General features: G+C 45.4%; 21 protein-coding genes. 7 read left to right on the top strand and 14 right to left on the bottom strand.

Annotation, left to right across the window (positions count from 1 at the left end; all coding sequences use genetic code 11):
• Positions 1-23: 23 nt before the first annotated feature.
• The 6 genes from L4C42_RS21415 to L4C42_RS21440 form a co-directional block, all read right to left on the bottom strand.
• The gene (locus L4C42_RS21415; protein WP_353500085.1) at positions 24-905 is read right to left on the bottom strand and encodes an L-ribulose-5-phosphate 3-epimerase; all 882 of its coding nucleotides are present in this window, start codon (positions 903-905) and stop codon (positions 24-26) included.
• 2 nt (positions 906-907) lie between these two features.
• Positions 908-1555, bottom strand: a complete 648-nt coding sequence (locus L4C42_RS21420) for a 3-keto-L-gulonate-6-phosphate decarboxylase UlaD (protein ID WP_353500084.1) — start codon at positions 1553-1555, stop codon at positions 908-910.
• 4 nt (positions 1556-1559) lie between these two features.
• Positions 1560-2381, bottom strand: coding sequence for a pyridoxal phosphatase (locus L4C42_RS21425; RefSeq protein ID WP_429761722.1), 822 nt, complete (start codon positions 2379-2381; stop codon positions 1560-1562).
• Between the two features lie 21 nt (positions 2382-2402).
• Positions 2403-3095, bottom strand: coding sequence for an L-ribulose-5-phosphate 4-epimerase (locus tag L4C42_RS21430; protein WP_353500171.1), 693 nt, complete (start codon positions 3093-3095; stop codon positions 2403-2405).
• A gap of 15 nt (positions 3096-3110) precedes the next feature.
• Positions 3111-3578: a PTS sugar transporter subunit IIA gene (locus L4C42_RS21435; protein WP_353500082.1), complete on the bottom strand. Its 468-nt coding sequence runs from the start codon at positions 3576-3578 to the stop codon at positions 3111-3113.
• A gap of 74 nt (positions 3579-3652) precedes the next feature.
• Positions 3653-5455, bottom strand: coding sequence for a PTS ascorbate-specific subunit IIBC (locus L4C42_RS21440; RefSeq protein ID WP_353500081.1), 1803 nt, complete (start codon positions 5453-5455; stop codon positions 3653-3655).
• 331 nt (positions 5456-5786) lie between these two features.
• Here L4C42_RS21440 and ulaR point away from each other — a divergent pair, with 331 nt between their 5' ends.
• The 4 genes from ulaR to L4C42_RS21460 all read left to right on the top strand — a co-directional run bounded on the left by ulaR (position 5787) and on the right by L4C42_RS21460 (position 9353).
• The gene (gene ulaR / locus L4C42_RS21445; protein WP_353500080.1) at positions 5787-6542 is read left to right on the top strand and encodes an HTH-type transcriptional regulator UlaR; all 756 of its coding nucleotides are present in this window, start codon (positions 5787-5789) and stop codon (positions 6540-6542) included.
• Positions 6543-6665: 123 nt separating this feature from the next.
• The gene (ulaG, locus tag L4C42_RS21450) at positions 6666-7733 is read left to right on the top strand and encodes an L-ascorbate 6-phosphate lactonase (RefSeq protein WP_353500079.1); all 1068 of its coding nucleotides are present in this window, start codon (positions 6666-6668) and stop codon (positions 7731-7733) included.
• 425 nt (positions 7734-8158) lie between these two features.
• Positions 8159-8851, top strand: a complete 693-nt coding sequence (locus L4C42_RS21455) for an MFS transporter (protein WP_429761730.1) — start codon at positions 8159-8161, stop codon at positions 8849-8851.
• Positions 8796-9353, top strand: coding sequence for an MFS transporter (locus L4C42_RS21460; RefSeq protein ID WP_418642673.1), 558 nt, complete (start codon positions 8796-8798; stop codon positions 9351-9353). Before L4C42_RS21455 ends, L4C42_RS21460 begins: the two co-directional genes overlap by 56 nt.
• Positions 9354-9408: 55 nt before the next feature.
• Here L4C42_RS21460 and L4C42_RS21465 read toward each other — a convergent pair whose 3' ends face one another.
• The 5 genes from L4C42_RS21465 to L4C42_RS21485 are packed head-to-tail and all read right to left on the bottom strand — an operon-like array spanning position 9409 to position 14268.
• On the bottom strand, positions 9409-10512 hold the full coding sequence (locus L4C42_RS21465) for an ABC transporter ATP-binding protein (RefSeq protein WP_353500076.1): 1104 nt from the start codon (positions 10510-10512) through the stop codon (positions 9409-9411).
• Complete coding sequence (locus L4C42_RS21470) at positions 10509-11267, bottom strand: glycerophosphodiester phosphodiesterase (RefSeq protein WP_429761723.1); 759 nt, start codon at positions 11265-11267, stop codon at positions 10509-10511. The genes L4C42_RS21465 and L4C42_RS21470 overlap by 4 nt, the downstream gene beginning before the upstream one ends.
• 11 nt (positions 11268-11278) lie before the next feature.
• On the bottom strand, positions 11279-12121 hold the full coding sequence (locus tag L4C42_RS21475) for a carbohydrate ABC transporter permease (RefSeq protein ID WP_353500074.1): 843 nt from the start codon (positions 12119-12121) through the stop codon (positions 11279-11281).
• The gene (locus tag L4C42_RS21480; RefSeq protein WP_429761725.1) at positions 12108-12977 is read right to left on the bottom strand and encodes a carbohydrate ABC transporter permease; all 870 of its coding nucleotides are present in this window, start codon (positions 12975-12977) and stop codon (positions 12108-12110) included. The genes L4C42_RS21475 and L4C42_RS21480 overlap by 14 nt, the downstream gene beginning before the upstream one ends.
• A 58-nt stretch (positions 12978-13035) precedes the next feature.
• Complete coding sequence (locus tag L4C42_RS21485; RefSeq protein ID WP_353500072.1) at positions 13036-14268, bottom strand: ABC transporter substrate-binding protein; 1233 nt, start codon at positions 14266-14268, stop codon at positions 13036-13038.
• 249 nt (positions 14269-14517) lie between these two features.
• Between L4C42_RS21485 and L4C42_RS21490 the strand changes: the two genes are divergently transcribed.
• Entirely contained in the window at positions 14518-15393 is an 876-nt protein-coding gene (locus tag L4C42_RS21490) for a MurR/RpiR family transcriptional regulator (RefSeq protein WP_353500071.1), read from the top strand.
• Positions 15394-15797: 404 nt separating this feature from the next.
• Here the strand turns inward: L4C42_RS21490 and putP are convergent, their stop codons facing one another.
• From putP to putA, 3 genes are all read right to left on the bottom strand, one after another.
• The gene (gene putP, locus L4C42_RS21495) at positions 15798-17291 is read right to left on the bottom strand and encodes a sodium/proline symporter PutP (RefSeq protein ID WP_353500070.1); all 1494 of its coding nucleotides are present in this window, start codon (positions 17289-17291) and stop codon (positions 15798-15800) included.
• A 90-nt stretch (positions 17292-17381) separates the two neighbouring features.
• The gene (locus L4C42_RS21500) at positions 17382-18071 is read right to left on the bottom strand and encodes a 1-pyrroline-5-carboxylate dehydrogenase (RefSeq protein ID WP_353500069.1); all 690 of its coding nucleotides are present in this window, start codon (positions 18069-18071) and stop codon (positions 17382-17384) included.
• A 12-nt stretch (positions 18072-18083) separates the two neighbouring features.
• Positions 18084-21221: a bifunctional proline dehydrogenase/L-glutamate gamma-semialdehyde dehydrogenase PutA gene (gene putA, locus L4C42_RS21505; RefSeq protein WP_429761726.1), complete on the bottom strand. Its 3138-nt coding sequence runs from the start codon at positions 21219-21221 to the stop codon at positions 18084-18086.
• Between the two features lie 449 nt (positions 21222-21670).
• Here putA and L4C42_RS21510 point away from each other — a divergent pair, with 449 nt between their 5' ends.
• Together L4C42_RS21510 and L4C42_RS21515 are read left to right on the top strand one after the other, a co-directional pair.
• Positions 21671-23047, top strand: coding sequence for a hypothetical protein (locus tag L4C42_RS21510; RefSeq protein WP_353500067.1), 1377 nt, complete (start codon positions 21671-21673; stop codon positions 23045-23047).
• A 437-nt stretch (positions 23048-23484) separates the two neighbouring features.
• Entirely contained in the window at positions 23485-25248 is a 1764-nt protein-coding gene (locus L4C42_RS21515; protein ID WP_429761727.1) for a hypothetical protein, read from the top strand.
• The last annotated feature ends 70 nt before the right edge of the window (positions 25249-25318 follow it).

Below are 25318 nucleotides of genomic sequence, written 5' to 3' on the forward strand. Positions count from 1 at the left end.
AAGCAATCCTCTAGCTTTATTCGTTAGTGCTCAAACAAAGGCATCATATCTGTCTGACGACACACTTCATTCAATTTACTCTGAGCTTTGAGAATGTTGTCTTTCCACTTCTCATCATGAGCCCACATTTCGATTACTAATGGCACTACGCATTCCGTTTGTTTCAGTGTTTTAAATATCGCATTGAAATCCACTTCGCCTTCGCCAATAACGAGATCTCGGAACTGTCCCTTATACTCCGGGGTGACTCGGTAAGTATCCTTTAAGTGAATCTGTGTGATTCTCGGTTTACTTAACTTAAGTTCAGTGACGATGTCATAGTTCCAACCCGAGATATTACCAACGTCGGGGTATGCGGTGAAGTAAGGCGAGTTAATCTCTCGACTTAATACTTCAAATTTACTCAACGAATTTAGGTAGTCCGTATCCATAATTTCAACGGCCAACATCACACCTGCTCGCTCCGCTAACTGAGCAGATAGCTTCATGCCTTCTATAAAACGCTGATGAGTCGCATTGTCCGCAGGCTCATAGTAAACGTCATAACCAGCCAGTTGAATGGTTCGAATTCCCAGCTTGTAAGCGAGTGCAATGGCTTTCTCCATATGCATCACCGCTTGTTCGCGTACTTGAGGATCCGCTGAGCCAAATGGAAACTTACGATGAGCGCTCAGGCACATCGACTGTAGAGGCACTTGATATGCTTCACATAGATGGCGAAGCCCATATATTTCCTCATCGATCCAATCCAGGCGGCTGCGTTTTTCGTCGGATTCATCAACCGATATTTCTAGAAAATCAAAGCCTAACTCTTTGGTCGTTTTTAGCTTATCTTCCCAGCTAAGGTTATTGGGCAAGGCCTTCTCGTACAACCCAACACGATGACGCAATAAATTTTGGTACATACCTAGCTCCAATAACGATTAATTTGCGCTTTCAGTGCCTCAGCGGTTTCTTGTCCCTTCTCACCAGCTAGGGCGCGACCAGCAATGAACGTTTTTGCTTTGATGCCTTCGAACAAGTACAAATCCTCCGGAACAATACCGCCAGTGATCGAGAGCTCAATGCCAAGCTCAGACAGAGCACGCATCTTAACTAGGTCTTCTTCAGTCCAGCCGACACCTGCCAGTTCTGCATCTCGAGAGCGATGGTAGATAGCTTGCGTGATACCGAGATCGACCCATGCCTGCGCATCTTCCATAGTCCAGTTACCATAGATCTCGATTTGAATTTCGCCGTTAAACTCGTCTGCAACTTTTTTACATGCATCAATAGTTGCGATATGTGCCGCTGCCGATACCGTGATCCAATCAGCGCCAGCCTCAAATGCCATACGAGCCAAGATTGCTCCGCCATCTGTGGTCTTCATGTCACACACTAGAATATGGTCTGGGTGGTTTTTGCGTAGCGTAGAAACGGCTTTCATCCCTTCAGCAAACGCTAGAATAGTTCCAACCTCAATGACATCAACATAACTTTGAACGTTGTTAGCCACTTCGATTGCAGTTGTAAGGTCAGTTTGGTCTAGCGCAATCTGAATCATTGGTTTAGTCATGGTTTTATCCTTTAATTTGTTCACGTATTAGATGGGCAAGTCCATCTTGATTGTTATCTGTTTTACATATGGCTTGAGCATTCAGCTTCACGATGTCATCTGCGTTTTTCATCGCAACACCCAACCCCGCATACTGGAGCATTGAAATATCATTGTGATTGTCTCCAATAGCGATGACTTGAGACGGGACAAACCCTAAGCTACTCACATACTCCGCCAACCGTCGCCCTTTGCTATTTCCCTTAGCAGCAAAATCGATCCGGTTTGACCAAGAGCGCTCACCGTTGAAGTGCTCCGTCACCCATGGCGTTTGCATTAACCTATCGACTGAAGCTTGCTCACCCTCAACGACAAACTTCCACACATAGTCTGTCTGTCTCGCGGTATCGGTAAACGAATCCACTCGGTAAATATTAGGGCGATGGCGCTCAGGAGCTTGCTCTGCCCACTCTTCCAACACCAACATGTACTCAAATGGGTTATAGTTGGAATACGTCATTGCATCGGTGATGTACATCACTATCTTGAGCTTGTGTTCATCAGCAAGCTCAATAAATTTGAGCGCATGTTGGTGCTCAATGGCATTGTGAGTCAGCACCGTTTCTGTTTTGTAGTCATAGACATAGGTCCCATTACAACAAATGATTGGCGTATCTAATCCAAGCTCGTAGTAGTAAGGCCTAGCGGCTGTATGGTGCCTACCAGTGACTATCATCACATGACAATGTTGTTTAGCCTCATGTATCGCTTGTTTCACTTCAGGGTGGATAGTGTGGTCGTCCGTCAACACCGTCCCGTCTAGATCTAGCGCGAGTACTTGATACATATCCTCTCCTTAGCGAGCCAATTAATGCTGACCGTAATAAGCATTTTCACCGTGCTTACGAAGGTAATGTTTGTCCGAGAGCTCTGGCTGAATCTTAATGCCGCTATTGAGCGAGCGTGTCGCTAGTGCCATAGCGGAAACTTCCTCTAGAACTACCGCATTGTGGACCGCATCATTCGCATCTTTACCCCAAGAAAAAGGAGCATGTCCTGCGACAATCACACTAGGTACTGCCATCGGTTCAATGCTGCGTTGAACAAACTCTTCAATGATTACAAGCCCAGTATTCTTCTCATACTCTTCTGATATTTCACGGTTGGACAATTTGCGAGTACAAGGAATATCACCATAAAAATAGTCAGCATGAGTCGTTCCCAATGCGGGAATATCAATGCCAGCTTGCGCCCAGATCGTCGCGCTACGCGAGTGCGTGTGGACAATGCCACCAATTTCTGGAAAAGCCTTATACAGCTCAAGGTGTGTCGCCGTGTCGCTTGATGGATTGAGATTCCCTTCAACGACATTACCGTCTATGTCCACAACCACTATGTCTTCTGCCGTCATGTCGCTGTATTCAACGCCAGATGGCTTGATGGCTATCACACCATTTTCACGGTCAAACTCAGAAACATTACCCCATGTAAATGTCACTAAACCGTACTTCGGAAGCTGCAAGTTCGCTTCTAAAACACGCTGTTTCAACTGGCTATATATAGACATATCGACTCCTTAAGCTGCTTCTGCTTCGGTAAGCGCCATATCAATTAGGTTTGCAACATCTTCTGGTGTTTTACAGGCGCGCAGCTTGGAAAAATCTTCATCAAATTCAATGAGATTTGCGACCTGCATTGTGCCTTCAATGTGCTCTTCAGAGTCTTTGCCAGCCAAAGTAATAAGGACATCAACGGGTTCGTCAACACCATCAAAGACGATGGGTGTCTCAAGAACGGTCAACGCAAAGCCAGTTTTGATAACGCCATCTTCTGGACGACAATGTGGCAGTGCAAACGCGTCATGGATGCAGATGTAAGGACCCTCTGTCGAAATCGCCTCGATGATCGCATCGTAATAACGCTCTTCTGCAACACCAGCTTTAACTAAGGCGTCAGTACCGATTTTTATTGCTGACTGCCAGTCTGTCGCTTTCACATTAAGTTGGATTGAGTTGTTATTAATCAAAGACTCTTTTAAGTTCATATTTCTGCTCACTTATTTGTTTCGTTACTAGCGTTTTATTATTAGGCTCAGTAGTTAGGCTACTGAGCTCATTTTTATTTATGGAAGTGGTTTTCGATGATAGAAATCAGTTCGTCACCAAAGGTTTTCACCATGATCATATTCTTGACTGCCAACTGTTGCTTACCTTCCGGAAGGTTGCTGATTTTCTCTGCTAAAGCGACAGAAGTGACGATAATGTCAAACGACCCTAGATGTGATTTATAGTCCGTAATCGCACTGTTGAATGTCGTGGCTGGCACCCCTTTCTTATCAAGGAACTCTTTAATCTTCTTCGAGCACATCATAGAAGAACCTTGACCAGAGCCGCAGCAAACTAGAACGCGTACTGGTTTATGTTCACTTGCACTGCTCGCTTGAGGAGCTTCTGCCACCGCTGAAGATTTCGCAGGAACTTCTACCTCAACCTCAACTCCTTCTGGTGTCACAGCTGTCATAGTCTCAGCACGTGCGGCTTCGCCATCTTCTTCTGCTCGCAGAGCTTTTGATGCGAAGTACATATAGACACCCGCAAGTGCAACAACAACAAAGAAGAACATGCCAGACGTTGAGATACCTTGCATAATTGGAGGGAATACCAGCGCCCAGTCAGCCATGCCCATCCAGCCGTTAAACTCAGTGCCTGATTGTGCAAAGATATGAATTGCCCAGGCAGAGCCCACAACTTCGATAATGCCCATGACGAAACAGATCTTCATCACCGCTTTCCAGCCACCAAAGTGGTTAGCGAATACACCAATCGTTGCGTTGGAGAAGAACATTGGGATGAAGCCAGGAATAATCATGATAGGTGCGTCGAATGCCAACATCGCGAGCACTGCCACGAATTGACCGACGGCACCCCATAGGAAACCAAATACCATTGCGTTTGGTGAGTAAGCGTAGATAGCCGCACAATCAATAGCCAATACTGCATTTGGGATGAGGCGTTGAGATATGCCGTTGAATGCCTCTGACAGCTCTGCCACAAACATACGAACACCCGTTACGATAACTTGAATCGCAACCGCAAATTTCAGTCCAGTCTCAAAGATATAGATTAGCCAGTGAGTTTTACCTGCCATGTCCTGCAGATTATCGAGACCAAAAGAAAGTAGGATAATGCCGAAGAATGCCGTCATTACCAGGGTTGTCGCTGCGATACTGTCGTGGAAGATGTGAAGCCACTTTGGAAGATTAATGTGGTCTACGCTGTCGTTCTTATCACCTAACTTAGGTGCTACCTTTGTCGCGACCCAAGAAGCAAACTGCTGCTGGTGACCAATAGAGAAACCTGCGCCACCCGTCACTTCCTGCGTTGGCTTGAACATGATGTTTGAGGAAATACCCCAATAAAGCGCCATTAATATCGCCGAGTAAATGATGGTTTCCCACATGCTCGCGCCAAGCACAAAATAGAATACAGCGATTAGGCCAGCTTGTTGGAACATGATATGTCCCGTAAGCATGATAGTACGTATACCTGTGATTCGTCTAAAGGCTACCAATAGTATGTTGATACCCAAAGCCATTAGTACGGCATACCCAACCCAGGAGTAATTGTCTCCCATGGTTTCCATGGTGGCCATCATAGAGGTATATGGGTCAATAACCGAACCAGTTAACCCATGAATTTCACTCATTTTTTCAATCACTGGCTTAAAGCCAGCAACCAGAGTACCTGCGCCCACTTGAACAATCATAAAACCGACGATGGTTTTAATTGATCCAGCGATCACGGTTGTTGCGTCACGTTTGAGGAGGATGTAACCGAGGCAAGTCACGATACCAAGCAGCAGTGGTGCTTTGGTCATAACCTGACTGTAAAAAATATAGAAGATGTCGTATAGGAACTCCATATCTTTACCCTTAATGTAATTTGTAATTTTAATGATTTGTAGGATTCAGTGATTTGTTGTTTTGCTCACGGGACTAACTTTAACAATCAAAAGTAGTCATTCAATGCTCACTTGTGATTAGTTTGATTTATATCAATTATCCATCATTGCAATATGGTTAATTGAGTAACGGATCACACCCAAAAACATAAAAATCATTAAAATCAATTACTTAACAAATAAGGTGATAAATGTCTCGTTTTTTGATCGTGACCGTTTGACAATCATTATCGTGATTATTAGACTCACAAGTAATCAAGAAGTTGTCACGAAAACCAATGAAGTGATAAATATGAATGAAGTACAAAGACACAACGGTATCCTATCGTTACTCGAAGAAATGCAGACAATAAATGTCTCTCATATTATTGATAATTTTAGTGTTTCCCCGGCGACTGCTCGACGGGACATCGCTAAATTAGACGAGCTTGGTAAGCTTCGAAAAGTACGAAACGGTGCAGAAAAAATAGAGAATCAGAAGAGAAAGTGGTCACCACTTAATATCAACAGTACTGATTTTTATGAAGAGAAAGCGCAAATAGCACACGCTGCAGCATCGCTTTGTAAAACAGGTGACACTGTGGTCATTAACTGTGGTTCTACTGCGTTTCTACTCGGACAACAGCTGTGTGGCGAAGATGTTCAAATTGTCACCAACTACTTTCCACTCGCTAGCTACCTAATCAATGAAGACCATAACGATGTGATCATCATTGGTGGTCAATACAACAAAGCGCAAAACATCTTCCTTAATCCAACCCCCAATTCACTGGGTGGCTACGCTGGAAACTGGATGTTTACCTCTGGCAAAGGGCTAACCGATGCAGGCTTATATAAAGCGGATATGTTGACCGCTGTTGCTGAGCAACAGATGTTGGAACAAATCGATAAGCTGGTTGTTGTTGTGGATAGCTCTAAAGTTGGTCAGCGTACAGGCATGCTGTTTTGCAACACCAAACAAATCGACATCGTCATTACGGGCAAAGACGCCGACCCCGATGTCGTAAAACGAATTGAAGCTCAAGGAACACAAGTCATCTTGGTTTAATTCGAACGGGCTTTCTCGCCCTCGAACAATTATAAATTTCAGCTCAGTGCCTTAGTCAAAAATTAAGGCGCTCGGCTCCCTACATCCAAAATTAATCAAATTTGTGAAATAAAAGGTATTAACATGAGCAATGTAAACGAAATCACTCGCGAGTCTTGGATCCTAAACACATTCCCTGAGTGGGGTACTTGGCTAAATGAAGAGATTGAGCAAACCGTTGTTGCACCGAACACTTTCTCAATGTGGTGGTTAGGCTGTACTGGCATCTGGCTAAAGTCAGAAGGTGGTGCAAATCTATCGATGGACTTCTGGTGTGGTACTGGTAAAAAGACCCAAGCGGTTCAAAAAATGAAAAACCAACACCAGATGATGCGTATGGGTGGCGTGGAAGCACTTCAGCCTAATCTGCGCACCGCGATCTTCCCTCTCGACCCATTTGCAATCAAAGAAATTGACGCGGTTATGGCATCGCACGACCATGGTGACCATATTGATATCAATGTCGCCGCGGCGGTACTTCAGAACTGCGGTGAACACGTGAAATTCATCGGGCCAAAAGCGTGCGTTGACCTATGGATGAAATGGGGTGTACCAGCAGATCGCTGCGTTATTGCAAAAGTCGGTGATGAAATTCAAATCAAAGATGTCAACATCAAGGTGCTAGATGCATTTGACCGTACCGCTCTCGTTACCTTACCAGAAGGCACATCATCTTTAGATAAAGAGATTCTCGATGGAATGGATGACCGCGCAGTTAACTATCTCGTAGAAACAACGGGCGGCTCAGTTTACCACTCTGGTGATTCTCACTACTCTAACTACTACGCAAAACATGGTAACGACCATAAAATCGATGTAGCGTTGCTGTCATACGGCGAAAACCCACGAGGCGTCACAGATAAAATGACTTCTTCGGACATTCTTCGTGCAGCTGAATCACTAAATTGTGAAGTCGTTGTGCCATTCCACCACGATATTTGGGCGAACTTCCAAAACGACCCACGCGAAATTGAAATGCTGTGGAACATGAAGAAAGAGCGCCTTCAATATGGCTTCGCACCATTCTTCTGGCAAGTCGGCGGTAAGTACACTTACCCAACAGACAAAGGACGTATGCACTATCAACACTTCCGTGGCTTTGCAGACATCTTTAAGAATGATCCAGAGCTGCCGTATCGCGCTTTCCTTTAATCCTTAATCCTATTCCAAAGGGAGCAAATTCGCTCCCTTTTTTAATCACTGTAAGGAGGTCTTATGCTGCTAAGGGAATTAAGGCACCACTTTCAATCGGGAGACCTAGAGTGCGCTGTTGCCGTCCTTTCACCCAACAGGGATGAATACTACCTTATGGTGAAAAGCCATAAATGGGGCATTAATAGCTTTCTAGAAACTGCTCGAACGCAAAAGCCAAGAGCGTTCAAAACCCAACTAGCCTTACTAAAGGTTGCTAGGAGTATTGGTTTTAATCATCACTCTATCGAAGTAAAACATCTTTAACCATTTCTATAACCGCCATCTTATTTCTGTCATGTACTAGGCTTATTATTTAAATTCGACAAATCTAGAATTGTCGAGATATGAAAAAGGCAGTTTGGTTATTAGCACTTGGGCAAACGATGTTGTGGTGTTGCTTGTATTATGTGTTCCCTGCAACCTTGCTACACTGGGAGTCAGCATACGGTTGGTCAAGATCGGATCTCACACTAGCTCTAACGCTTGCCGTTGGGGTATCCGCGATCGTAGCACCCTTTGCAGGGCGCATTATCGACCGAGGTTACGGTTCAATAATGATGACAATGTCTGCGACAGCAGGAGGCATTCTTCTCTATTTCATTAGTGTCGCTGACACTCTCTTTTCATTCTATATTCTATGGTCAATCATGGGACTCGCCATGGCCGGTTGCTTATATGAGCCATGTTTTGCATTTTTGGTTCATTGCATGAAGGCGGGTGCCAAACGAGCGATTACTCTGATTACCTTGATGGCAGGTTTCGCCAGCACCATTTGCTTCCCCTCGGTGCATTATCTTCACGAACATTTTGGGATCGAGTCAACTCTGCAGATATTCTCAATATGCGTCATTATCGTTGCGGGTCCTCTAATGTTCTTTGGGTCACGAGCTGTGGCGAGAGACTACCTAGCGAGCAGTACAGCAAGCACCTCTCCTACTTCTACAGACAAAATAGAGAGTGCCACTCATTTTCTGACATCTCCGTTGTTTTGGCTGCTCACATGCGGATTGCGGATTTTCGATGTTAGCTCTAAATCATGGTGTGGTAATAAATCACCTACTCCCATTAATGAGTGAGCGGGCACTGCCAGATAGCCTAGCAGTGCTTGTCATTTCCTTAATCGGTCCGATGCAGGTTGCCGGACGAGTCGCTTGGACGCTCGTTGACAGACACTGGTCAGTGATGAAAATTACAGTTCTGTGTTTTGTGTCTGTCACTACCGCCACGTTGTGCTTAATCGCATCATCCAGTGTGACCTATTTAGTATTTGTGTTCGTTCTGCTCCAGGGGTCTGCATACGGAGTGTTGAGTATCGTCAAACCACTCGTTACTAGAGAAGTGATGGGCGACCTCAATTTTGGCGCTATCGCTGGTGCACTCGCGGTGCCGTATCTGCTAGCTTTTGCGACGTCACCTTACATTGGATCTTTGATCTGGCAAATGGGTGGTTATGACTACGTACTGTGGGCGATTTGGGGCTTTGCACTCATCGGTGTCATATCAATTATTATGGTCTACAGGCTACATAGCCAAGCCACACTGCTGCAACTTAAGAGCAGTATTCTAGATATACGATAAGTCGATATCCCAGAATAACGAGTATCAAAATAAGCACTCGTTATTCTGGTCTCTCTTAAGCGACTTTCATTGCAACTTTTTCATCTAGATAGACGCGTTTTTTACTATCAACATCAAACAAAAAAGCATCACTAAAATTAAAACCAACGTCGATGACTTGGCCTTCTTCTATTCTGAAACTTCGGTCGACACTCAGTAAGAATTTTTGCTGGTTCGTCAGGCAGTGAATGATGCGTGAGCCACCTGTTGTCTCGACTAGCTCTACACTCGCTTGCCAGCACACTTCCGCTTGTTTGCTTGCTTCTAGAACCGACATTTTGTCAGGTCTGATCCCCAGTAAATACTCTCCTGAGGTCATGCTAGAGTCCAGCAGTGTCCAAGATGTTTCCCCATTCATCAACTTACCGACTGTGCCATCAACCTCAAGTGGCAAAATGTTGGTGGGTGGGTTACCGATAAACGATGCGACAAATACGTTGGCAGGATCATCATAGATCTCTTCAGGGCTTGCAAACTGTTGCAAAACGCCATCTTTCATCACCGCAATCTTATCTGCCAATGTTAGCGCCTCAATCTGATCATGTGTGACGTAAACAGTTGTGTTTCTGAGCTTGCGGTGGAGCTGCTTTATCTGAGCTCGCATGGAGTTTCTAAGTTCTGCATCTAGATTAGACAAGGGCTCATCCATTAGGTAAATCCCAGCATCTCTAGCAATAGCTCGCCCCATTGCGACGCGTTGACGCTGACCACCAGAAAGCTGTCCCGGCTTTTTATCTAGATGTTCTGACAGCCTAAGCGTTTTTGCGACTTCACCAGCCTTACTATGCCTAGTGGCTTTGTCGACCCCTCTGAGCTCAAGACTAAAGGCAATGTTGTCACGCACTGTCAAATGCGGATAGAGCGCATAGTTTTGAAATACGAAGGCAAGGTCTCGATCCTGAGGCTGTACCGAATTCATCCTTTGGCCGTTAATCACTAAGTCACCTGCGGAAATGTGCTCTAAACCGGCGATCATGCGCAGCAAGGTCGACTTACCACAACCCGAAGGGCCAACAATGACAATGAACTCTCCGCTCTTGATATCCATGTTCACATCGTGAATGACTTGGTTGCCCTCAGAGTAGACTTTATCTATGTTCTGTAGCGTAATCGATGTCATTTTGAAGCCCCTCTTGGAAGTTGGTCTCGCAGTCTCAAAGCTAGATCTGGACGGTCCGAGGTAAACGCATAAACGCCGTAATTAAGCGCTTTTGTAATTGTCTCTGCACAGTGTGCGCCATAGCATCCATACTCCATGCCCATCGCCTTGACCGCACATTTAGTCTCTGTTTTTAGCTGACTGACGTGTACTGACACTTCATTGACGCTCATGTCTTTTGCCAGCGTTGCCACTCTCTCTGCTCCTAAAAGATTCGGTAGATTTCTTGCAACGAGCCATATGGTGAACATGGGCGGTCGTTTTTTAGCCAGCTCTTGCAGTGTTTCACAGTTAAATGAAGAAATGATGCACTTGTCGGTCATGTTTGTTTCTTCAAGCACCGACAGCACCTTGTCGACGAGTCCCGGATAGGGTGACTTCTCAACATCGCCCTTGATTTCGAGCCTTAGCTTGATGTCACTTTCTCGGTACATCTCACACAGCTCTGTTAGTGTCAGCATACGCTCGCCACCAGAGTGATTAACTCGAGCCTGAGACACTTCCTGCCACGTTTTTTCGCTTATGGCACCTGTCATGTCGGTGGTTCGGTCAAGGGTGGCATCATGATGAACGACTAACACACCATCCTTTGTGGGGTGAACATCGAACTCAACAAGTTCAACCGGCAAGGTTAGTGTTTTCTCGAATGCTACGCGGGTGTTTTCACCCCAAAGCAATGTACCGCCTCGGTGAGACGCAATGAATGATTTTGTCATAGTAAAAAGTCTTATTTTAACGCTCCCATGGCGATGCCACGGACAAGGTGTTTTTCCACAAGTTTGAAGCACAGTAAGGTTGGCAGCATGGTTAATGTCGCCCCTGCCATCACCAGCGGCCAGTTAACAATGCCATCATCAGCGGCGGCAGCATAAAGACGCGATAGCGCGATCTGAAGCGTTCTGACTTCCTCACTGTCGGTGGCGATAAGTGGCCAAATGTATGAGTTCCACTCTCCAAGGAACGTGAACAGCGCCATCGCTGCAATAGCAGGTCTCGACAGTGGGACAATCACCTTCCACAACACCTGCAAATGACTAGCGCCATCCACCCAAGCCGCTTCGTCCATTGCTTTGGGTATATTCTTGAAGTACTGACGCAAAAAGAAGGTGACAAACCCACTCGCAATAGAAGGAAGGATCAACGTCCAATAGCTGTCCAACAGCCCCACTTTCGCCATGTTTAAGTAGTTCGGAATCAAGCTTATATGACCCGGCACCATGAGTGTTGCAACCACTAGCCAGAACAAAAACTCCCTTCCCTTGAATTCAATACGGCTAAAAGCATAAGCAGCGCATACCGATACCACTAAACTCAGTACCGTCACGGCTATCGAGACCACAGCGGTATTGAACAAATACAATGGAAAGTTCATATCGCTAAACGCAATCGCGTAATTTTCCAGTGAGAATCGAAACTCACCAGCGCTGTATGCATCAAAGGGTATGAGTGATAAAAACACGCCATAACCGATTGGAAAAAGAAACATCAACGCCAGTGCGATGAGCACAACATTAGATAACGACCAATGTGTTTTCTTCGGTTCAATGAGAGTGAGATTAGCTGCCTTCATAGTGCACCTTCTTGCCAATTAATTTGGACTTTACGACGGCCAAAACCAAAAGAATGATGAACAGAATGACGGCGAGTGCCGAGCCTTCACCAATATCGAACAACACAAATCCAGTACGGTAGAGTAAGTTCACCAACATATCGGTCGCGAACGCTGGACCACCATTGGTCATCACATTTACAATGGTAAAGATCTGGAATGACTCAACTACTGAAATAATCAGCAAGAAATAGGTGGTTGGCATGACTAGCGGAAAAGTCACTCTGCGGAACACATGAAACTTTTTACCGCCATCGACTTGAGACGCTTCGTAGAGCTCCTTTGGGATAGACTGCAATCCAGCGACGTATATCACCATGTCATAACCGAGTTGCTTCCACGTGTTCACGATGATAATGACCCAAAGAGCAAGCATGGGAGACTGAAGCCAAGTCACCTTATCAACACCCAATATGGCTAGTAGGCTATTGACCAGACCAAAATCTGTCGCAAATATCCAACTCCAAATAACAGAGATCGCGACCGTCGAGGTCACTGAAGGTAAGAAGTACGCACCTCGTAAAAAACGGATGAGTTTGGTCTCGTTGACAAGGAAGTTCGCCAGTAACAGCGCAAGACCGAGTCTTATCGGTACTGATACAACCACGAACACAATCGTAATGATTAATGAGTTTCGAAATTCTTCCCCACCAAGCAGATTGCGATAGTTTTCCAATCCCACAAAAGGCATATCGTTACTAAGAAAGTTCCAGCTATGAAAGCTGTAGAAAAACGAAGAAACAATGGGCCAATAGGTAAAAATGCCTATGAGCAATATGCAAGGCAGCACAAACAGATAAGGTGCTAACTTTTTCATTTTAATGATTCATAAAATAAAGTAGGAAGGCAGGCGGCAGCCTGCCTAAAAAGAACGCTTAAAGGCGCGATTTGACGCGTTTATCAAATGTTTTGAGGGCTTCATCAGCGCTCTTTTGACCAAGCGCAATCGACTCCCAGATCCCTCTTTCCTGAGAGCGTATCCAAGCCATTGCTGGCGGACGAGCACGCCCTTGCGCCACTGGCAATTGATCCATTGCAGCACCAAACTCAGGGTGTTCCTCTATCAGAGACTTCGAAGATTCAACCTCAAGTGCAGTCTTGTTCACAGGCATATAACCCGTATGTTGGAACCACTTAGCACTTTGATTTTGGGATGCCAAGTACTGCATAAACTGCCATGAGGCTTGCTGCTTTTCTTCGCCAATGTTCGCCATCATACCGACACCGGCACCGCCGATAGGCACACGACATTCCACCGTACATGGCATTGGCAATACCACGAGATCCTCTCCTAGCGCGCGCTTGTAGTCGCCAAGGTTACCGGTACTATCAAAGTGAATAGCCACACGACCTGAGCTGAAGTGCTGCTTCACCATCTTTTCATCGGTCACGCTCTCTGCAGAAGCGACATGATGTTTGTGGTAGAGATCGCCCATCCATTGAAACGCGTCTATTGTGGCCTGTTGATCGAAGCCAGATTCATTAGTGACTGGATTAACCCAATCACCACCATTTTGCATCACTAACGCAAAACGAGTGAACTGGCTCGGTGTGTTGATTCCATAAACATTGCTGTTACCAAGTTTAGACTGAACTGTTTTCGCGACTTCAAGGATCTGGTCAAAGTTGGTCATCTCCGGTACGTCAGTGATTCCCGCTCTCTCTAACAATGCCTTGTTCACATACATGAGTGGTGTAGAAGAGTTAAACGGCATGACATAGTTGCCGCCTTTGTAATTGCCAATTTCTAGAGCAAAAGGCTGTAACTCTTCAGTAAACTCGCCATTGGCTCGATAGTAGCCGTTCAGATCAGTCAGTACTTTTGCTTCAGCAAATACGCCGTACTGAGTAACCTCTAGCACCGCCATATCTGGATTGCGACGAGCAGGGATTGAGGCTTGCAACTTGGTAATGATATCGGCGTAGTTACCATTGTAGGTGGCACTCACTTCTACATCAGAGTGCGCGCTGTTGAAGTTATCGATGATTGTTTGTAACACCGCTTCCGCATCACCAGTCTGGTTATGCCAAAGCTCGACCTGAACCGGTTGTGCAACCGCACTCGCAGCCACAAGTGAAAGAGCTAGAGAAGAAAGACGCAGTTTCATTTCAAATTCCATATCGTTGAAGAACTGCCATGAATGCTAAGTTGATTAGTTGACACTTAAGTTACATTTATCAGCCAATTGCTTGAATCTTGGTTTGCAATTGTTGCAAAACAGGTATAACCAATTGATATTAAAACTGTTAGTAATCCGCAACTTTCATTGCACACGCAATTAACCTGCAATTTGAAACCAAACAGTCACAGTCTCTCGCTACGATAACTCTATGTTTCGGAGCCAATCTCTTTCCAAATGAATTCTAAGACACTGACATTTCAATCAAAATTACGTGCGTTATTTGAGCAACTCCTTGTAGATGAGGGCTCTCAACTAACCAAAAAAGAGCTTCGGGCTGTCGACTTTTACCTAAAAAGCCCCGAACACATAGGTCTCTCAGGCAAAGACGTTGCCCGGGAAATAAAGGTTCACCCATCCACTTTGGTTCGACTGGCGCAAAAACTCGGATTCAAAGGTCATCCTGAGCTTAAGCGCTATTTAATTAAGACCACTCAATCTTTTGAAGATGCGAGAGAAAGGCATCTACACACTAACAATCAGATGATTGGCAATGTTCTACACGCCACTATCGCCCAAGAAATTGAACACCTAAAGTTAATCACCAGCACACTCACCCAGCAACAACTGGATCAGGTGTGTCATCTGATCCTCAATGCCAAACGAGTCTACGTAAACGGACAAGACAATACCGAGGGGTTTGCAGAGCACTTTACGAGGCGACTGATGCGATCCGGTATTGATGCCAAAGAGGTATCAATGAGTCGATCAAAGCTCGCGGAGCGTTTTTCCCTTTCTGAGAAAAATGATGTGCTTATCTTAATTTTCAACAACGAGCTCAGTGACAACACCAAGCGCCTTATCTCCCTCGGAAGGAGTCTGGACATGCAAATTATTGGCATCAGCGATCTGAGTTCTATGGTTGTCCCAGATGATGTGTATTTGATACGGATCTATCGTGGAGAGACTAAGGGGACAAAATCGGTCAGTCCATCACTAGTCGTTAGCAATGCGATTATCCGCAATCTAACAGCTCTGTCGCCAAATCGAACTCTTCAAGGACTGAAACGATTTGAACTCATTCGTGCTAACGTTGATGCGCTGCTCCGCTAATAGGTGACTCACTAGCCTCTCTATCCATTTCTAATTTCGTTCGAATTGCTCACAATTCGAACCCTAGATTACCGTGTTTCCAAAATTATCTGAGTGCCTCAGCAGAGGCGAATCGAAAGCTATTTTGGGAAGATGGCGATGTCTTGCAGGTGAAAACTACGGCCAGCCGATTTCCAAATATGGCTTGTGGTGGGTAAAGCTTCACACACCTATACTAGGTCAAATATGGAGATGAAATCGAACTCACAAGGCATCGCCTTACCTAACGATAATGATCATAAATTTGAAGTGGGTGTGGCGTATTGCTTCTAAAACTCTCGGTTGAAACTTGATAAAGGTATGGATAAAAAAAATAGCCCCGACTTAGTCGGGGCTATCGTAATAACATCGATGTTGAAGCTAACTTAGTCTAACTCAACCAAGTTCTTCTCAAACGTCGCATGTTGCGCCTGAACCGCTTTATCAGGGCCGCCCGTCATTGAGCTCACGACCATGATAGAAATCCAAGACAGAATGAAACCAGGGACGATTTCATAGATATCAAAGATACCGCCAGAAAGCTGTTTCCATACAACGATAGTCACACCACCAACGATGATACCTGCGATAGCACCATTACGGTTCATACCTGCCCAGTAAAGGCTAAGTAGGATTGCAGGACCAAACGCCGCACCAAAGCCTGCCCAAGCGTAAGAGACTAGACCAAGCACCGAACTGTCTGGCGTCATGGCAAGCACCAGCGCGATAACAGATAGCAAAACAACGCCAACACGACCAACCATCACAACTTGCTCAGAAGTCGCATCTTTGTTGATGACTTGCTTGTAGAAATCTTCTGCCAATGCTGAAGATGACACCAATAGCTGTGAATCCGCCGTACTCATGATTGCTGCTAAAATTGCCGCAAGCAAGATACCCGCAATCACAGGATGGAATAGCGCGTTCACAAGCAGCATGAAGATCTTCTCACCATCTGCTAGAACGTCACCGCCGGTATTAGTGATGTATACAAGACCAACCACGCCCACTAGCAACGCACCAATCATAGAAAGGCCAGACCAAATGACCGCAATGCGGCGCGCCGTCGTTAGATCTTTGTTGCTACGTGATGCTTTAAAACGCGCCAAAATGTGTGGCTGGCCAAAGTAACCTAAGCCCCATGCGACCAATGAAATGATGGCAACTGCAGACAAAGGCTGACCTTTCGCGTCATTCCAAAGTGTCAGCAGTTCAGGGTTAATCGCTTTAAGGTCTGCCGTTAGCTGACCAAGACCACCTTGCATACCGATCACCGGTACAATCATTAGCGCTGCTGCCATTAGTAGGCCTTGAACTAAGTCAGTCCAAGATACCGCAAGGAAGCCACCAAATAGCGTGTAAGACACAACACACACAGTACCGATGATAACCGCGATGGTGTAGTCCAAACCAAATACCGTTTCAAACAGTTTACCGCCTGCCACTAGACCAGAACTGGTATAGAAAAGGAAGAAAAGCAAAATGAAGAACGCAGATACAACCTGAATAACCTTAGAGTTGTCGTTAAAACGACGAGATAGGTATTCAGGAAGAGTCAGAGCGTCAGTCGTAATACTGTAAGTACGTAGTCGTTTCGCGCAGATAAGCCAGTTAAGCCAAGTACCCACCAATAGGCCACCCGCTAACCAAAATGCCTCAATACCCGCTGCATAGGCGTAGCCCGGCAAACCAAGTAGCAGCCATCCACTCATGTCTGATGCACCAGCAGATAGCGCCGCAGGCCAAGGGCCTAAAGAGCGTCCACCAAGAAAGTAGTCGCTTGAACTCGCCGTGCGCTTATAAGCGATCACGCCGATAGCAAGCATCATCGCCAAGTAAGCGATAAAAGTTGTCGTAATAGCGAAGCTATTTTGAATCATTATTATTTCCTCATCCTAGAATTCAGCCTCCAACATGCTTAGTGCTGGAGGCTGGTAGGGCGGCGTGGAGCGGGTCGAAGACCTTAGCCACTAGCTACCAAGTTCAAGCAAAGTAGCGTTGCCCCCCACTGCTGTGATGTTGATGGTTCTTGTTCTTTCCGTTATGAACCTCAACACTAGATTCGGATCGTGCGACGTTGGAAGTGACGCCAGATCCGTTTCAGATACCAAAAGACCTATCGCTCCATCGCGATTAGCCAGTTGATGGTTAACCTGCCATTGTGTTTCTTCAGAGCCTACAAGACCGACGACACGAACATCGAAGTCGATGAAGGTAGTGGCTTCTTCTAAAGCGACAATCTGGACTAGGTTAGACGGCAATTGAGAACGCTCGACTGCCGAAATTAAAATTTGATTAAACTTCTCATTACCAGAGCAAACAATGACGCCATTGCCAGCAATCAGCGCTGCTGTTATCTGAGCAACCGCCGCTATTTTTGCTTGCGCTTCGATGCTCTCAAGCACGACCAAGGCCACACCACGACCTGCCGCGTAAAGCTCATTGGTTTCACCTGTTGGTCCTGGCATCACATGCGGGTTAGCCAGCAGGATATTGGCTTGTTGAACGTGAAACGCCATCACGCTTGCCAGCGTCGCATTTAGCTCTGCCATGTTGCGCTGAACAGAAAGTAAGCACTCACGTTGCTCAGCAAAATCGGTGATATTCCAGCTCTCCCATGCACTCAAAACATCAGAGAAAATTGTTGCGTTATTAACCATGACTCTTTCTCCTTACTTTGAAATGGAAGCTGTGTCGTTAACGACATCAGTAAAACGATACAGATAGTGAGGGCCACCTGCTTTTGGACCTGTGCCCGACAGCCCTTGTCCACCAAACGGTTGAACACCGACTACGGCACCGACTTGGTCACGGTTGATGTAGCAGTTACCAACACGAACGTGTTTCTCAATCCATTCGTAAGTAGACTCATTGCGGCTATGTACGCCAAGAGTTAGGCCAAAGCCTGTCGCATTAATACTGTCGACAACTTTCGGCAGTTCAGACGCTTTAAAGCGCACTATGTGCAAAATTGGACCAAAGTGCTCTTCAGTCAGTACCGAGATATCAGAGATTTCAAACGCACATGGCGGTACAAAATCGCCCTCAGCACATTCATCATCAAGAGATAGCTGGGCCACTTTCTTGCCTTGTTTAGTCATAGCTTCAATATGAGCAAGAAGCTTTTGCTTCGCGTTGGCATCAATCACAGGGCCAACATCGGTCGAATGCAGGTATGGCAAGCCAACTTTTAGCTCATCCATTGCACCTTGAATCAGATTAATCACGCGCTCGGCGATATCTTCTTGAATGTACAATACGCGCAGAGCACTACAGCGCTGACCCGCCGACGCAAACGCTGAGCGAACCACATCACGCACCACCTGCTCAGGGAGAGCAGTAGAGTCCACAATCATTGCATTTTGACCGCCGGTTTCAGCGATAAATGGCACGGGTGCCACTTGGCGTGCGGCCAAGGTGCTATTGATGCGCTGCGCTGTTGGTGTCGAGCCGGTAAAAGCAACACCTGCAATCGCGCTGTGAGAGGTTAGAGCATGACCCACATCCGCACCACGACCAGTAATGAGCTGAATAGCGCTTGCAGGGAAACCTGCTTCAAGCATCAGCTCAACCGCACGTACAGCAATTAGAGAAGTTTGTTCTGCTGGTTTAGCAACTACGGTATTACCAGCAACCAAAGCTGCGGTCACTTGACCAAGGAAAATCGCCAGTGGGAAGTTCCATGGGCTAATACAGACAAACACACCGCGCCCACCGCGAGTCATCGACTTAGACTGACCATCGAAACCCAGTACCGATTGTGTCTTGAAGATGTGTGGTTGTTTTGCATAGTAACGACAGAAATCGACCGCTTCGCGCACTTCATCAATACTATCGTGAATAGTTTTTCCAGCCTCTTGATGACAAATTGCCACCAGCTCATGCAGGTTATCTTCTAGCTTGTCTGCCAGGTTTAGCAAGCACTGACTACGTTCGGCATAAGGAAGCGTTGACCAAGATACGAATCCTTCCTCAGCAACCTTGATAGCTTCGGAAACATGATCAAGGTTCGCCATAGCGACCTGACCAACGACGATTCGACGATCATAAGGTGCAGTAATCGTATCTATCGCAGCGCCTGCCTTGATCATGCTTTCGTATTGGGACTGTCCATTGATGATTGGCGCACCCAGCCACTGCTTGCTACGAAATACGTCCACTTTGTGTTCGTACTCTTTCACTTCGCTCTCGATATCAACGTTAACGCCAATCGAGTTTTTGCGATCGCTAAAGATAGACGGTGGCAGTTCAATATTGTCGTTATGCAGGGTGTCGTTAGCGTTGAGTGCATCGACAGGGTGAACCGTCAGACTCTCAACAGGGCAACGAGCATCTACCAAACGATGTACAAAGCTGCTATTCGCGCCATTCTCTAGCAGTCGGCGTACCAAATATGGCAACAGATCTTTGTGGCTACCCACCGGTGCATAGATTCGAACCGGTTGCTTATAGGTATCCATCACATGGTCATACAGGGAATCACCCATACCATGCAGGCGTTGGAATTCGTAATCGGTGTGCTGCGCCATAGTCGCAATCGCAGTCACCGTGTGCGCATTGTGGCTAGCAAACTGCGGGAAGATGTTTCCACGCACATTGTCACTAAGAAGGAAGCGAGCACACGCTAGGTACGCCACATCTGTCGCTTCTTTACGGGTATAAACCGGATAGTTATCGTAACCCGCTTGCTGAGACCACTTGATCTCGCTGTCCCAATACGCGCCTTTCACTAGACGAAGCGGGATCAAATCACCCTGCTGTTTCGCCAGTGCATTGACCCAAACCAGCACAGGAAGTGCACGTTTAGAATACGCCTGAATGACTAGACCAAACTTACCCCAACCTTTAGCGACATCGCTGCGGTACACCTTTTCAAATAGCTTGAGAGAAAGCTCAAGACGGTCGGCCTCTTCCGCATCAATGGTAATAGCAACATCAAGCTCGCGAGCGCGAGTCAGCAGTTGAGTCAGCGTATCACATAGCTCGGTTAGCACGCGCTCTTCGTTCGCCACTTCATAACGAGGGTGCAGTGCAGAAAGTTTAATGGAAACAGACGGCGTAGGACTGGTGTCTAAACCGTATTTATCACTGCCAACTGCTTCGATTGCCATGAGGTAATCTTTGAAGTACTTATCGCCATCCGCTTTGGTTAGCGCCGCCTCACCCAACATATCAAACGAATAGGTAAAACCGCGGTCGCGCATTTTCTTACCATTCTTCTGCGCTTCACCAATACTACGGCCGAGTACAAACTGATGGCCCATGACCTTCATCGCCTGATACATAGCTTTGCGAATCACTGGTTCAGAGAATTTGTTCACCAAGCGGTTAACCGCTTTTGCTGGGCTTTGAGATTGTGAATCTGGCAGACCCACCACTTTACCCGTCAGCATCAAGCCCCAAGTTGAAGCATTCACAAACACTGAGTCAGAATTCTTCAGGTGTGACTTCCAGTCAGCCACACTGAGCTTGTCGCGGATAAGCGCATCTGCCGTTGCAGAATCAGGAATACGCATCAAGGCTTCCGCGAGACACATCAGTAAAATGCCTTCTTGAGTATCCAAGCTGTACTCAAGCAGCAAGGCATCAATCATCTGAATCGCATTTTTGTCAGCACGAATGGCTTCAATGAGCTGAGTGGTGTTCTGTGGGATCTGCTGGGCTTCGTCACCTTGCGGTGTGGCCAGAGGTAAAAGCTGTTTCAACCATTGAGACTCATCCACCATATAGAGTGGAGAGATCAGTGACCAGAGCTTCGCAAGCGGCTGCTCGACAAACTCCGTTTTTAGCACATCTGTTGCTGTAAACATGTGTGTTCCTCAATCTCTACTCAGCCGAAAAATCGACTGAACTACTACAATGGCAGGCAGTGTATTTTGAGTGCTTGAGAATTACTTGTCAAAAACTCCGTTGTTTTTGCACTTTTCTACGCTTTGTAACAATTCAAGAACATGTTCACAATTATAATGCGACACAAGGAATCATTATTGGGACATATTTTACAACTTGTTACTCAGAAACTTTTGGAAATTAACATTAATTAAAAATATATAATTTACACACAAAACCATGAAGACAATATATCAATCTCAATGTCATTGTTGAGTTTATAAATTCAAGCAATATAATCATAAAACAATATTTTTACTTTTGTTACCTAGATCACTAAACAGTTGTAAATAAATGATTTTACTTTTTATTTTTTGAAATAGAATCACAAAAAATTATTCTAATGTTGTTCAATAAAAGAGAAAATCAAGTGAAAAAGTCAGTATTAAGCACTGCAATTCTATCTGCAATTGTATTATCGGGCTGTGGTGGCTCTAGTGATGAAGGCGGAACTATTCAAGGCCGCACTATTACCGTTATCGATGGTTATTTGGAAAATGCACAAGTTTGTGTAGACCGAAATGAAAATGGCGTATGTGACGACGGTGAAGTAATAGGCAAAACTAATGCCAATGGCCAATTTACTATCCCTGCCTCAGACAAGGATCACCCGGTCATCATCCGTTCAATCGCGGGTAGCACCAAAGATGCAGATCGCGTCGGATACCTAACTCAAAGCTTTGAAATGACGGCAAGTTCTGACTCTAGCGTGGTTACACCCTTCACGACTCTAGCGAATGCTAACGATATGTCAATTGAAGATTTGGCAGCCGTACTCAATCTGGACAGCAGTGTAATCTCTGGAGATTATGTCTCACTGAAAGGTGATATAGATAAAGCTGAAGATGCAATTAAGGGGCATGCGATTGCCCGTAGTTTAGTGCAAGAACTACCGACAGAATCAGCGAATATTAAAGGTGACGAGTTAGAGAAAACTGCAACTGAAATTAATGACATCATCAATCAACACAATGGTGATATTAAAGAAATCGAAGATTATGATATCGTCAAAAATGAAGATGGTGATTATAAAGCAGTAGAGGTAATCAACAACCTTCAGAGCTATTTGATCAAAGGTAATGAAGATAAGGATTCACCAACGTCAACATGGAACCTTGCTAATTTCAGTAAGCATTGGGCAGCAGAGGAAGGTGTATTTAGTGCTTGGTTAACTAAAGATAGCCTATGTGTAGAAGAAAATAGCCAATCTGAGTGCATGAGTTACAGTGTTAATGGCGATGTGCTTTCTATTCCTTCAGAAAATGGCAAAGAAGAGAACAATGCCTTCATTTACACATCAACTGAACTAGCTTTTGCTGTACCAGATGAAGGCGATTTGACGCTATGGACAACAAGCGACCTAACAACATCTATAAACTTCACAGAAAAAGACTTTGAAAACAAGACTTGGTTCATTGTGATGGATGACTCAAAAGACTCGACTTCAGTGCCGGTTTACGGTGAATTCCGTTTTGGCGTGTTCAACTCAGAAACAAAAGTTGGTGAAGTAACCCTCATTGAAGATGGTGAAGAATACAAAACAACTTGGACGCTTCCAAGTGGCAACTTGCGCATTGAATTTGACCAGCAAGCTGGCGACAATCCACTTGTAATTCGCTACGCTACGACGAATGGCGAGATAATGATAGTTAACGACATGGATCAACACGCTGATGTTTATGCGATGATGACTCAAGACGAATCATTAGCGTTAAACATCGTCGAGAAGTGGGAAAACGCAAAGTAAATAACCTGCTTTGAATCACTCGCTAGCTGCATATCGATGAAGCTAGCGGGTGAAATTATCGCAAGAATCGATGTCCATTGTTCCGTTACTAGAACGCTTTATAGTCACAATTTTGTCCTACAAACTAATCACCTATCGACAATCAAGAGAAGTATATTTGAAAGCTGTCTAACAAACCTAGTCAGCAGTAGCCGCTCTTTTTTCCACATATACCCCTTCGTTCTCACCCCCTTCCCAACCATCCAATACCAATACAATTCAATCACTAAGATCGATATCACCATCAATAATCGCCAGTTACGTCACAAAAATCGTATAATTTATCTCCACTTCAGTGACTGCAATCAAGCTACCAAATGTTACAACTAGCAACATCTCTATTTATAATACAATAATATTGACATCCAATATAAAGGGACATGAAAGAGAGTTAAATTATGCGAGTATCAAAAATTGCAGCAGCGATCACCCTCTCAACGGGGCTTCTAATGGGTTGTAACCCTGAAGTTATTAATGAGAACACTGGAGAGGGTAATAGTGGGGGCGGTACAACTCCAACATCAAAACTGGTGGGTCACTATTGGCAGCTCATCGAAGAAGGGGACGTAGCGGCACAATCAAGCGCAGATTTACCTAATGTGTATGTTTTTGATGGAACATCTCAACACTATTACAATGATGATGACAATCATGGCACCTACACCATTTATACCACCACTTATACTGACGATATCGATGAAGAAACGCTTTCTTTCACTTACTACGATACAAGTGGAGAAACAGTCACGACAGGCAGTTATTCCGTGACTAATGGTGCATTGACCATTGATACCGATAACTACGGGAAGCTTTCAGGCACAGACCAATCAGAAACTAGCTCCGTAGCCGATGCGGTAACCAAAGCTAATGATAGCGCTGGCTACAACAACTCGGTTCAAATCTTGGACACTTTGGATAACGATGTTGGTGAGCTTAGACTTAAGCTTTTAGACTCATCTACAGGCGCCACTGTCGATAGCATTGCATCAGGTCGTTTGACTGTTGATGTTATTTATCAAGAAGATGGAGACACAATACAAGATGCTGACGGTACGGGTGATAACGCATACATCTCTCTTTACACCAACGGTACATCCAATAAAAACCTATATGGTGAAGTCATTCTCAGCGAAGGAAAAGTGCAATATCGCGGTGCAGGTGTTGGCGGTGTCAGCGGCGGTTCAATAACGGATGCTGGCGGCACCTTTGCTAATGGTGACAAACTGGCTATCGAGGTGACATGGGGCAACGACGAATTCAAATTTACGGTAAATGGCGAAGAGTTTACTGGCGAAATCACTGAAGATGCGGCAGTTACCGTTATCTCATTGAAGATTGGTGACACAAGTAATACAACAAACTTTGAGTTTATCGGTGACAATCTAGCGGTCTATTCAAGTGACACAGGTACCGAAGCTCTCGTATTTGAAGACGATTTCGACAACTATGCAGCAGGGCAAAACCTGTCAGGAAACCCATACAATAGCAGCACATCGGAGGCGACCATCATTGGCGATGGCAACTCTTCAGAACCATCTGAGCCGTCTGAGCCAACCGATGTTACCGATGACTTTGAATCCTATACGGTTGGCGAACTCATCAGCTCAGCAAGCAGCGCTTGGACAACAGCCAACATCAAAGATGACGCCGATGGCACAACAACCGCAGAAGTTGCGGTCGACCCAGACAACAGTGAAGAGAAGTCTCTGTATCTAGCAGACAGTAACTCGGCGACTAAACCATTTGCGATGCGCGAATTTACTGCACCGACGGCTGCAGGTTCGGTATCTTTGGATGCGTACTTCCCATCAGCCAACACCAAGTCAACATACATCAACATCGGTGATGGCAAAAACAACTCAAATCGTTACTTCGAGCTGAATCAGTCAGGCACTAAATTGAAATATGAAGCTGGTAGCGATGATGTTGAGATTGCGAGCGATATTGCTCTTGATGCGTGGCATTCATTCACTATTACATGGACAGACGCAGGACTAGTCACAGTCACTATGAATGGTCAAGAAATCGCAACAGACATTGATCAAGCAACGACGGGACTCGATTCTAGTATCGTACCTTCACAGCTAACACTTTACACAGGTGACAACAGCAGCACAGTCAACACCGCGTATTTCGATAACGTCGACTCTGAACTGTTTTAACAGCATCACCTTCAGCCGGCTCGGCATTAATGCCGAGCCCCACAACAGGTTCTAACTCCACACTAACATT

Origin of the sequence: Vibrio wakamikoensis (assembly GCF_050337275.1) — a bacterium.
Taxonomy (GTDB): domain Bacteria; phylum Pseudomonadota; class Gammaproteobacteria; order Enterobacterales; family Vibrionaceae; genus Vibrio; species Vibrio chaetopteri.